The organism is Pelobacter propionicus DSM 2379 (assembly GCF_000015045.1).
GTDB classification, from domain to species: Bacteria; Desulfobacterota; Desulfuromonadia; order Geobacterales; family Pseudopelobacteraceae; genus Pseudopelobacter; species Pseudopelobacter propionicus.
In genome coordinates this window covers 3,321,259-3,332,500 of record NC_008609.1, presented here as the reverse complement: position 1 = coordinate 3,332,500, position 11,242 = coordinate 3,321,259, and the positions used below count along the sequence as shown (strand labels likewise).

The window sequence follows — 11,242 nt, the reverse complement described above, 5'->3', positions numbered from 1 at the left end:
ATGACACCGTAACTTCGGGATAAGGTGTGCCCTCATCAGGTGTAGCGATTTGCACGTGAAGCCGAAGGGGGTCGCAGAGAAATGGCGGTAGCGACTGTTTACTAAAAACACAGGACTCTGCTAAGTCGTAAGACGATGTATAGGGTCTGACGCCTGCCCGGTGCTGGAAGGTTAAGGGGATTTGTTAGCGCAAGCGAAGCTTTGAACCGAAGCCCCAGTAAACGGCGGCCGTAACTATAACGGTCCTAAGGTAGCGAAATTCCTTGTCGGGTAAGTTCCGACCTGCACGAATGGCGTAACGATTTCCGCGCTGTCTCAACCAGTGGCTCAGCGAAATTGAATTCTCGGTGAAGATGCCGAGTACCCGCGGTAAGACGGAAAGACCCCGTGAACCTTTACTATAGCTTGACAGTGACATTCGGAATAGCTTGTGTAGGATAGGTGGGAGACTATGAAACCGGTACGCTAGTATCGGTGGAGTCGTCCTTGAAATACCACCCTGGTTGTTTTGGATGTCTAACCTGGGCCCGTAAACCGGGTCGGGGACACTGTCTGGTGGGTAGTTTGACTGGGGCGGTCGCCTCCCAAAGAGTAACGGAGGCGCGCGAAGGTTCCCTCAGCCCGATTGGAAACCGGGCGTAGAGTGCAATGGCATAAGGGAGCTTGACTGCGAGACCAACAAGTCGAGCAGGTACGAAAGTAGGTCATAGTGATCCGGCGGTTCTGTATGGAAGGGCCGTCGCTCAACGGATAAAAGGTACTCCGGGGATAACAGGCTGATCTCCCCCAAGAGTTCACATCGACGGGGAGGTTTGGCACCTCGATGTCGGCTCATCGCATCCTGGGGCTGAAGTAGGTCCCAAGGGTTTGGCTGTTCGCCAATTAAAGCGGTACGCGAGCTGGGTTTAAAACGTCGTGAGACAGTTTGGTCCCTATCTACCGTGGGCGCAGGATACTTGAGAAGAGCTGTCCTTAGTACGAGAGGACCGGGATGGACATACCTCTGGTGTTCCAGTTGTGCCGCCAGGCGCAGTCGCTGGGTAGCCACGTATGGAAAGGATAACCGCTGAAAGCATCTAAGCGGGAAGCCTCCTTCAAGATTAGGTATCCCTGGGAGCAATCCCCTGAAGGCCCGTTGTAGACCACAACGTTGATAGGCTGGGTGTGTAAGCGCAGCAATGTGTTTAGCTTACCAGTACTAATCGGCCGTGAGGCTTGACCATAAAAATGAAATTCGGCCGGGGAAGGGCAACCTTCCCCAGGCCGATATATATCGAAGCAAGCGTGCAAACCTAAACACCACAATGCAATTGATAATGATCTGTAGAGGCAGGTTTCAAACCTGTCCCTGCGAAAGATTTCTCGGTGGCTATGCCGAGGGGGCCACACCCGTTCCCATCCCGAACACGGAAGTTAAGCCCCTCAGGGCCGATGATACTGCACGGGTAGCTGTGTGGGAAAGTAGGTCGCCGCCGGGAATAATAAATAACAGCCCTATCACTACAAAGTGATAGGGCTGCTTTGCGTTTAAAAAACCTCGGTAAATACATCTAAATAGTTGCTTTGATTAAGCCCTATCGTCTTCCATCGACGGGGCCAGGCTGGTTTCAAAAATCTCCTCAAACACCTTCTCGCTCTCCCGGAAAGCATCCAGAACACGCGGTTCAAAATGCTCCGGCAACGTCCGGCCGTCACCGTTCAACAGTATGTCGCACGTCTTGGCGTGACTGAAGGCTGGCTTATAGACACGGCTGTTGCGTAGGGCGTCGTATTGGTCAGCCAGCATGACGAGACGTCCTTCCATGGGTATTGCCTCTGCCTTCAACCCATAAGGATATCCCGTCCCATCCCAGCGTTCATGATGAGTAGCAGCAATGACCGCACCCATCTGCAGCATGGCATGGGAAGAACCCTGCAGAATCTTCTCGCCGATGACGGTATGCTGTTTGATGCAGTTGAACTCTTCAGCGGTGAGTGCCGCAGGCTTCAATAGAATTGAGTCAGGAATGCCGATCTTGCCGACATCGTGCATCGCGCTGGCAACGGTTATGTTTTTCGTGAAAGACGCGGAAAGGCCGAGCTGAGAGGAGAGGCATTGGGCGTACTTTCCGATACGGTTAATGTGGGCGCCGGTGTCCTCGTCGCGCAGTTCAGCGGCGGCGGTGAGCCGCTCGATGATTTCTCCACTCATGTTAGTCAGCTTGTTGAGCGCATCGTTCAACTCTGACGTTCTCAGCTCAACCGTCTTCTCCAGTTCGCGCTTGTAGTTCTTTTCAATGTTAGTCAGGCGCTTGTAGGTGAGCCCCTTTTCAACCGCATGGATCAAGTAGGGGGGGCGATACGGTTTGATGATAAAATCAAAGGCCCCTTTTTGAATAGCCCGCACTGCGGTATCCAGGTCGGCATAGGCAGTCATCAGCAGGACCGGTGTTTCTCGGTCCAGATAGCGGATCTTTTCCAGTAACTCGATTCCTGTCATGCCGGGCATGTTGATATCGGTCAGAATCAGATCCACCGGTTCAGTTACAAATTGCCTGATGGCGTCGTGCCCGCTGCTGAATGAGGTTACGGAGAAACCAGATTCACGCAGCAGTATGCTGACACTCTCGAGAACATATCGGTCGTCATCTACTATAAAGATGTTTCCTGGTGATTCAGAGTGCATCTTTGACTACCTCACTGATTTTCATAAGCAATTCCTTTGGAGGAAACGGTTTCGTAAGGACATGCAGGTCTCTGTCAACGGACAGGAGCGGTTTGAGTATAGCGTCTTGGGCGCCGCAACAGAAGAGGATCTTTTTCAAAGGCACTGTTTCCCTGATTTCCCTGTACATCATGACGCCGTGTTCATCATCCGCAATGCCGTCCAGAATTACCAGATGAATGGGGTTTTGCTGGTCATGGTAGCGTGCAATTGCTGCTTTTTTATTCTCCGCCTCAATGACGCTGTATCCGAACTCCTCCAACAGTCTCCTGGTACTTTTGCTGCTGGTTTCATCGAAGTCAATCAGCAGGATCCGATGACTGTGGAGTGGAGTGGCAGGAGCGGATGGCGGTGGCGGCGGTGGCGGTGGCGGTGGCGGTGGCGGTGGCGGTGGCTGGGTTGTTGTTTCTTCTGCCAGAGGAAGATACACACGGAAGTCACTTCCCTCTCCCGGCCTGCTGGTGCAGAGGATATGGCCATTATGTTTTTTTACGATTCCGTAGACAACGGAAAGCCCCAAGCCGGTCCCCTTGCCGGTCTCCTTTGTTGTGTAGAACGGCTCGAAGATTCTTCTGACGGTTTCCTCATCCATGCCGTGTCCGGTATCCGACATGGTCAGAAGTACAAAGCGCCCGTTCCCGAAACCGTAGGAAGCCGTAAAATCCGAATCCAGCGACACCAGTTCAGTTCTGAGGGTGACGGTGCCCCCCTCTGGCATGGAATCGCGAACATTGGTGGTAAGATTGATCAGGACCTGTTCGGTCTGCATGCTGTCGGCCATGACCGGCAGAGGATCTTTGGATAACTGTACTATGAGTGTGCTGTTCTCTCCGATCAGGGTGATGAGCAGCTTTTCCACGCGCTCGACAATGCTGTTCAGGTCGATGCGGCACATATTGCTGGACTGTTTTCTACTGAAGGTCAGGAGCCCCTGGGTGAGGCCCGCGCCACGTTCCGCCGCCGCCAGAATCTGGTCGGCGGTTTTCCTGGAAGGGCTGTCGACGGGTAGTTTCATCAGCAGGATATTCCCGTAGCCGAGAATAGCGGTCAGGATGTTGTTGAAATCATGGGCGATGCCCCCTGCCAGCTGACCGATCGCCTCCATCTTCTGAGAGTGGCGCAGCTGGTTTTCAAGGATCTTCAGATCACTGATATCTTCCAGTATGGCAATGAAATGGGTAATTGCGCCCTCCGCATCACGGATGGGGGATATGAGCGCACGCTCCCAGTAGAGCTGGCCATTCTTGTGCCGATTCTGAAGCTCACCATGCCACTGCCTGCCGGACAGGATCGTGTCCCACAGGTTTTTGTATTTGGCCTGGCTGGTGAGCCCTGATTTGAGGATCCGGGTATTCTGTCCCAGAAGTTCATCCGCGTCATAGCCGCTGAGGCGGGTTACCTGGGGGTTTACGAACTCGATAACCCCTTGACGGTCAGTGATCAAGATTGATACCGGACACTGCATGACGGCATGGGAGAGTTTGCGCAGCCGATCTTCCGCCCGTGCGTGCTCTTCCAGTTCTTTACGAGCTGAGTCGAAAAGGCGGGCATTATCCAGGGCCAGCGAGGCCAGCTCGGCAAATTGCTGCAACTGCTGGATTTTCCTGTCGTCAAAGAATTGGCCAGGAACGGTATAGGAGAGTCCGATAACACCGATAACCTCGCCCCCCGATGTGAGCGGAACACCAGCCGTCGCCTTGAGACTTTCATAGCGGGAGATGTCGGCGCCCGTTACCCACTGACGGTAGTCTGCTGTTGCGCACGGAGAGCCCTGCTCCCAAACATAGCCGGGAATCCCTTCGCCGCGCTTTAAGGGGGTTGCCTCAAGGGTCTCGAAAACACCGAGCCTGACCCGTGGTTCCATGGCTGTATTTTCATCATTCAGCAGACAGATGAAGCCGTGCTCCGTGTCCATCAGTGCCGCGGCGCGGGCTATGATAGCGGCAAGCAGGCTGTGCAGTTCTAGCCGTCCGACCAGGCCGAGAGTCGTCTCGTGCAGGGCGCGCAGGTAGTTGTTTTGAAGACGCAACGCCTCCTCGCTGGCCTGGCGGGCTTGGTCGCTCTCCCGGATATGGGTGATGTCGCTGAAATTGCCGCGAAAAGAGCTGCAGACGCCGGCCTCATTGAAAACCGGCCTGCGGACATGGTTGACCCAGACTGTCTTTCCCTTGCTGGTCACCAGGGCCAACTCGATGTGGGTGTCGAAATCGCGACAGCCGCTCAGTTCGCGCCAGCGTTGGCGGAAATCCGGGTGTATTATGCGATCCAGCAAAGCGGCATCAGTATAGAAATCGTTTGGCGCATATCCGGTAAGCTCCCGGCAGTGGGGCGATATGTAGTGGATGGTCGTGTGGTCGGCGGAGATCCAGAACATGAGCTCTGAGGAACATTCCACAACCGTACGGTAGAGGTGCTCGTGCCGTGCCGCCTCCTGGCGCTGGCTGTCAAGCTGAGTGATCAGGTCGTTGAAACTGGAATCCAGGGCTGCGCGTTCACGGGAAGCGGGGAGGGGGGAGAGACGCTCTTCATCTGTCATGGGAGGAAGCTGCTCAATGTGGCTGATAAACGCAAAAAGCGGTTCCGTCATTCTCGCCACCAGAAAACGAATGGCGAAAAAGAGCAGCAGCAGGAAGGGGATTATGCTGCCCCACTGGAACAGGTGCCGAGCCGCTGTTGGGTCGGCTGCTGTCGTTGGTCCGGGAGAAGTGATATCCAGGAAGATGTACTGCAGCGCACAGAGGAACAGTGCGGTCACGAGACTGGCTGCCAAGGGTAGGTGAAGGGTCAGTTTTGATTTCAGCGCTGCAGGTGTCATGAACGGCCTCATGGTGTCAGCGGCAATTAGTCACGACAGGCTAACCGCGACTTTCATGAGAAAAAAGTCTAGCATGTTTTTCCGGATTCACGAAAATCTTTTACACGTCGGTTGGCCCATTTATTGAGTCCGGTGGCCTGGCGGAGCACATTTCCCTTTTCATCGGCCCGGCCATGGGCTACTATATTTTCTTTTTTTAAACAGAAAGCGAAACAGCATGGACAAACTCATCATACAGGGTGGCACGAAGCTTAGCGGCGAGGTTCTGGTCAGTGGTTCGAAGAACGCAGCCTTGCCGATACTGATCTCAACCGTTCTTGCGCCGGGGAAAAACGAAATCAGCAACGTCCCCTTCCTGCGAGACATCAATACAACCATCAAGGTGCTGGAATCCCTCGGCGCACGGGTCGAGGGGAATGGGCATGTGGTCAAGGTGGATACCGCAGGTATCAACAGCCATGAAGCCACCTATGATCTGGTCAAGACCATGCGTGCCTCGGTGCTGGTGCTGGGGCCACTGCTGGCCCGCTTCGGCAAGGCGCGTGTGTCTCTTCCCGGGGGCTGTGCCATCGGTGCCCGTCCGATCAATCTCCATCTCAAGGGACTACAGGCCTTGGGGGCGGAGATCATTCTGGAACATGGCTATGTGGCGGCCAAGGCCAGACAGCTCAAGGGATCCCGCATCAACTTCGATGTCTCCACCGTGGGGGGGACTGAGCATCTGATGATGGCAGCGGCCACCGCCAAGGGGGAGAGTCTCCTGGAAAACGCCGCCCGTGAACCGGAGATCATCGACCTTGCTCGCATACTCAACCGCATGGGCGCCAGGATCGAGGGAGCGGGAACCGACACCATCAGGATCCAGGGTGTCGCGGAGCTTGCGCCGGTCAGCTACGAAGTCATGCCGGACAGGATCGAGGCCGGCACCTTCATGATCGCCGCGGCAATCACCGGCGGAGACATCAGGATCAAGGGCATGAAACTGGAGCATCTGGATGCGCTGGTATTCAAGCTTCAGGACGCCGGCGTGGAGATCAGCAGCCGCGACAACGTGGTAAGGGTCAAGGGGCCAAGGAAAATCCGCAGCGTCAACATCAAGACCCGCCCCTACCCCGGTTTCCCCACCGACATGCAGGCGCAGTTCATGGCGCTGATGTGCAAGGCGGATGGAGCCAGCGTCATCTCGGAGAATATCTTCGAGAATCGTTTCATGCATGTGGCCGAGCTGTTACGCTTCGGGGCCGACATCGTCATCGAGGGGAATGTCGCCACGGTCAAGGGGGTCAAAAAGCTCTCCGGGGCGCCGGTCATGGCCACCGACCTGCGCGCCTCCGCCTCCCTCATCCTGGCTGGCCTGACATCGGACAATACCACCGAGGTCTCCCGGATCTACCACCTGGACCGTGGCTACGAGTCCATCGAGAAGAAACTGGCCGGCCTGGGCGCAAACATCGTGAGAGTCCAAGAATGAACGATTTCATCACCATCGCCATTCCCAAGGGACGCATCCTTGAAGAATCCGTTGACCTGTTCGGCAGGATCGGCATCGACTGCCGGGAACTGCTGGGCGATTCCCGCAAACTGATCTTCGAAAACCCGCTTCAGAAGATGCGCTACATGATCGTACGCGCCACCGATGTCCCCACCTACGTGGAGTACGGCAGCGCCGACTTGGGTATCGTGGGCAAGGACACCCTTATGGAGCAGGACAAGGACCTCTACGAGCCGCTTGACCTGAAGTTCGGCTATTGCCGGATGATGGTGGCCGAGCCTGCCAACCTGGCCACCCATGACGACCCCTCTGCTTGGTCACACATCCGCATCGCCACCAAGTATCCCCATGTTGCCGGAAACTACTTTGCCGCCAAGGGGATCCAGGTGGAGATCATCAAGCTGTATGGCTCCATCGAACTGGCGCCGCTGGTGGGGCTTTCCGAGCGGATCGTGGACCTGGTTTCCACCGGCGAGACCCTGCGCCAGAATGGCCTGGTTGAGGTGGAGACCATAGCCGAAATCACCACCCGCCTGATCGTCAACCGTGCCAGCCTGAAGACCAAGCATGAGCGGATCAGCGGCATCATCCGCAATTTGGAGCAGGTCATATGAAGCTGATGGACATGCGCGACACCGACTTTGGAGAGCGCTTCGCCGTGATCCTCTCCCGTGGCGAGGAGATCGACCGCGCCGTTGAGGGGAGCGTGGCGGAGATCATCGCCGATGTGCGCTCGCGGGGGGACCAGGCGCTGCTGGACCTGACCCGTCGTTTCGACCGCCTCGAGACTTCCTCCGTGGCTGAACTGGAGGTCGGGGAGACGGAGATCGACGCCGCCCTTGCGGCCGTGGCTGCTGACGACCTGGCCAGCCTGCGACATGCAGTGGAGCGGGTAACCCGCTTTCACGAGAAGCAGCGCCAGCAGACCTGGCTCTCCACCGAAGAGCCGGATATCATGCTGGGGCAGAAGGTGACCCCTCTGGAGCGGGTCGGTATCTATGTGCCGGGAGGCAAGGCCAGCTACCCCAGCAGCGTGATCATGAACGCCGTTCCCGCCCGTGTTGCCGGCGTCCGTGAAATCCTCATGGTGACGCCGACACCGGGCGGAGAGGTCAACCCCCACGTGCTGGCCGCGGCGCGCCTCTCCGGTGTGGATCGCATCTTCCGCATCGGCGGGGCCCAGGCCGTGGCGGCACTGGCCTACGGCACCGCAACCATCCCCCGGGTGGACAAGATCACCGGCCCCGGTAACATCTACGTAGCAACGGCCAAGAAGCTGGTGTTCGGGCAGGTGGGCATCGACATGATAGCTGGTCCCAGCGAGATCCTGGTGATCAACGACGGCAGCGGCGATACCGCCCACGTGGCCTCCGACCTGCTCTCCCAAGCCGAGCACGACGAACTGGCCTCGTCGATCCTGATCACCACCGACCGTTCCTTTGGCGAAAGGGTGGCGGGCGAGGTCGAGCGCCAGCTGGGGCTCCTCTCCCGGGAGAGCATCGCCCGGGCTTCCTGGGAGAGTTACGGCGCCATCATCGTGGCTGGTTCGCTGGACGAAGCGGTGGCTTTTTCCAACCGCATCGCGCCCGAGCACCTGGAACTGGCTGTTGCCGATCCCTTCAGCCTGCTGCCGGCCATCACCAACGCGGGTGCCATCTTCATGGGGCACTGGACTCCCGAGGCCGCCGGCGACTATCTGGCAGGCCCGAACCACACCCTCCCCACCGGGGGTACGGCTCGCTTCTTCTCACCGCTCTCGGTGGATGATTTCGTCAAGAAGTCGTCCATCGTCTGCCTCTCTGAAGGGGGACTGAAGCGCCTGGGGCGCGACATCGTCAGGATTGCCGGACTGGAGGGGCTGGAGGCGCATGCCAGGTCGGTCTCCATACGGCTCGATAGATAGGTTCTCTCTTCTTTCATATTTAGATCGCAAGGGTTTCTGAAATGATGCTTCTCCGCTCCAACATCGCCAGCATGCAGGGCTACGTCCCCGGCTATCAGCCCGAGGACATATCCTCCTGGATTAAACTCAACACCAACGAAAACCCCTATCCCCCCTCGCCGAAGGTGCGGGAGGCCATCCTGGCCGAGATGGGCGACGACGGCGCCTCGCTGCGCACCTACCCCAGCGCTTCCAGCCAGAGGCTGCGAGAAGCTGCCTCGGAGCTGTATGGCTTCGATCCCTCCTGGATCATCATGGCCAACGGTTCCGACGAACTGCTCAACAACCTGATCCGCGCCTGTGCCTCCGAGGGGGACGAAGTCGGCTATGTCCACCCCTCCTACTCCTACTACGCTACCCTGTCCGAGATCCAGGGGGCCAAAGTGCGGACCTTCGGCCTGACGGAGGATTTTCGCATCGCCGGCTTCCCCGATCGATACCAGGGCAGGGTCTTCTTCCTGACCACCCCCAATGCGCCGCTGGGCTTCTCGTTCCCGCTCTCCTATGTGGAAGAGATCGCCCGCAGCTGCCAGGGGCTGCTGGTGATCGACGAGGCCTACGCCGATTTTGCTGATACAAACGCCCTGGAGCTGGTCAGGAAGTACGAGAACGTGGTGGTCACCCGCACCTTCTCCAAGAGCTACGCCCTGGCCGGCATGCGCCTGGGGCTGGCCATTGCCCGGCCGGAGATTGTCGCCGCCCTGGACAAGATCCGCGACCACTACAACCTTGACCGCCTGGCCCAGGCATCCTGCATCGCCTCGCTGGGCGACCAGGAGTACTTCCGCCAGTCCTGTGCCAGGATCCGGGAAACCAGGGAGTGGTTTTCCGCCGGACTGCGCTCCATCGGCTTCAGCCTGATCCCCTCCCAGACCAATTTTGTCTTCGCCTCTCCGCCCGACCGCAACGGCAGGAGGGTCTACGATGCCCTGTACAGCCGCAAGATCCTGGTGCGCCATTTCTCCGATCCGATCCTGGCCCATGGCCTGAGGATTTCCATCGGCACCCGCCAGGAGATGGAACTGACCCTGGCCGCGCTTGCGGAAATTGCCTAAGATCCCCGGGAGGAACGATGACTCGAACGGCGACCATTGAACGGAATACCAGTGAAACCAGGATACGGCTCACCCTGAATATCGACGGCAGGGGGGAGACATCCATCGGCAGTGGGGTCCCCTTCCTCGACCACATGCTCAACCTCTTCGCCCGCCACGGGCTCTTCGACCTGAGCCTGGAGGCGTGTGGCGACACCCAGATCGACTTCCACCATACGGTGGAGGATATCGGCATCGTGCTGGGAGAGGCCTTCAAGCAGGCCCTGGCCGACAAGCAGGGGATCAACCGCTATGGGCAGGTCACGGTCCCCATGGACGAGACCCTGGCAAGCGCGGTTGTGGATATCTCCGGCCGCCCCTACCTGGTCTATAACGTCGACCTCCCCAAGGCCAAGGTCGGGGATTTCGATGTTGAGCTGGCACAGGAATTCTTCCAGGCCTTTGCCAACCACTGTGGCATAAACCTGCACATCAACCTGCTGTACGGCGACAATCTGCACCACATCATTGAAGCCTGCTTCAAGGCGGTCGGTCGGGCCATGGATATGGCCACCCGCCTGGACCCGCGGGTAGAAGGTGTCATGTCCACCAAGGGGGTCCTGTAGCGCTCCCCACAATCCAGCGAAAAAAGGGCGATCCGTTCAAGGACGCCCTTTTTTTGTTGTGCCATGTGATGGAAGGATGAACGACGGAAGAGGAGGTGGGGATGGAGCGGGTACGGATAGGATGCAACTACGAGAAACGACCCTTCTGGAAGATGTTGTTGGGAGTGCCGCTGATTTACCTGCCGATCCTGACCACGGTGCCGTTTGTGATCGTCGGCGTGCTGCTGGTCAGGACGCACCTGAAATATGTCGGTGGCATGCAGATCAAGTCATACGGGGAGTTCGTCCCAGAATGGGTCTCCCACCGCTACCGCAACAGCGAGCAGCCGACAATCAACGTCCCCTGGTACCATGTGGCCCATTATCGCATTTTTTGGGTGTTCAACTGCAAACTCTACTGCCCGCTGAGCGTGGCCCTGTTCTGCTACATGTCCTACCTGGTGAAAATAGTTGAAAACTGGTGGTGTCCCTTCACCCATGGCAGAAAGCATGAATACCGGGAAGGGGCCATAGACCACTCCTTCTGGCATGTGGATCCGGCTGAGACAGCCAAATTGCACCCCGACGACAGGAACAACCCGCTCTGGAACGAGAAGGAAGGGCGGTAGGCTGGGTTGCTGCCGGGGGCG

The 11,242-nt window shown here is 57.7% G+C and carries 8 protein-coding genes and 2 rRNA genes (1 of these 10 cut by a window edge); 8 read left to right on the top strand and 2 right to left on the bottom strand.

Annotated features, from left to right (window positions below; all coding sequences use genetic code 11):
- Both PPRO_RS15125 and rrf read left to right on the top strand, forming a co-directional pair.
- Positions 1 to 1,223 (top strand): 23S ribosomal RNA (locus PPRO_RS15125) (it extends 1,728 nt beyond the left edge of the window).
- Between the two features lie 138 nt (positions 1,224 to 1,361).
- A 5S ribosomal RNA gene (gene rrf, locus PPRO_RS15120) occupies positions 1,362 to 1,478 on the top strand.
- A gap of 89 nt (positions 1,479 to 1,567) precedes the next feature.
- Here rrf and PPRO_RS15115 read toward each other — a convergent pair.
- Positions 1,568 to 2,665, bottom strand: a complete 1,098-nt coding sequence (locus PPRO_RS15115) for a response regulator (RefSeq protein ID WP_011736879.1) — start codon at positions 2,663 to 2,665, stop codon at positions 1,568 to 1,570.
- Positions 2,655 to 5,519: a PAS domain S-box protein gene (locus tag PPRO_RS19735; protein WP_011736878.1), complete on the bottom strand. Its 2,865-nt coding sequence runs from the start codon at positions 5,517 to 5,519 to the stop codon at positions 2,655 to 2,657. Before PPRO_RS19735 ends, PPRO_RS15115 begins: the two co-directional genes overlap by 11 nt.
- 217 nt (positions 5,520 to 5,736) lie before the next feature.
- On the opposite strand from PPRO_RS19735, the gene murA reads away from it, so the two are divergent.
- The 6 genes from murA (at position 5,737) to PPRO_RS15080 (ending at position 11,221) form a co-directional block, all read left to right on the top strand.
- Positions 5,737 to 6,990 (top strand): UDP-N-acetylglucosamine 1-carboxyvinyltransferase, encoded by a 1,254-nt coding sequence (gene murA / locus PPRO_RS15105; RefSeq protein WP_011736877.1) that lies wholly within the window; start codon positions 5,737 to 5,739, stop codon positions 6,988 to 6,990.
- On the top strand, positions 6,987 to 7,625 hold the full coding sequence (gene hisG / locus PPRO_RS15100) for an ATP phosphoribosyltransferase (RefSeq protein WP_011736876.1): 639 nt from the start codon (positions 6,987 to 6,989) through the stop codon (positions 7,623 to 7,625). The genes murA and hisG overlap by 4 nt, the downstream gene beginning before the upstream one ends.
- Positions 7,622 to 8,914: a histidinol dehydrogenase gene (gene hisD, locus PPRO_RS15095; protein ID WP_011736875.1), complete on the top strand. Its 1,293-nt coding sequence runs from the start codon at positions 7,622 to 7,624 to the stop codon at positions 8,912 to 8,914. Before hisG ends, hisD begins: the two co-directional genes overlap by 4 nt.
- A 41-nt stretch (positions 8,915 to 8,955) precedes the next feature.
- On the top strand, positions 8,956 to 10,008 hold the full coding sequence (gene hisC, locus PPRO_RS15090) for a histidinol-phosphate transaminase (protein ID WP_011736874.1): 1,053 nt from the start codon (positions 8,956 to 8,958) through the stop codon (positions 10,006 to 10,008).
- A 17-nt stretch (positions 10,009 to 10,025) separates the two neighbouring features.
- Positions 10,026 to 10,613: an imidazoleglycerol-phosphate dehydratase HisB gene (hisB, locus tag PPRO_RS15085; RefSeq protein WP_011736873.1), complete on the top strand. Its 588-nt coding sequence runs from the start codon at positions 10,026 to 10,028 to the stop codon at positions 10,611 to 10,613.
- 101 nt (positions 10,614 to 10,714) lie between these two features.
- Complete coding sequence (locus PPRO_RS15080; protein WP_011736872.1) at positions 10,715 to 11,221, top strand: hypothetical protein; 507 nt, start codon at positions 10,715 to 10,717, stop codon at positions 11,219 to 11,221.
- The last annotated feature ends 21 nt before the right edge of the window (positions 11,222 to 11,242 follow it).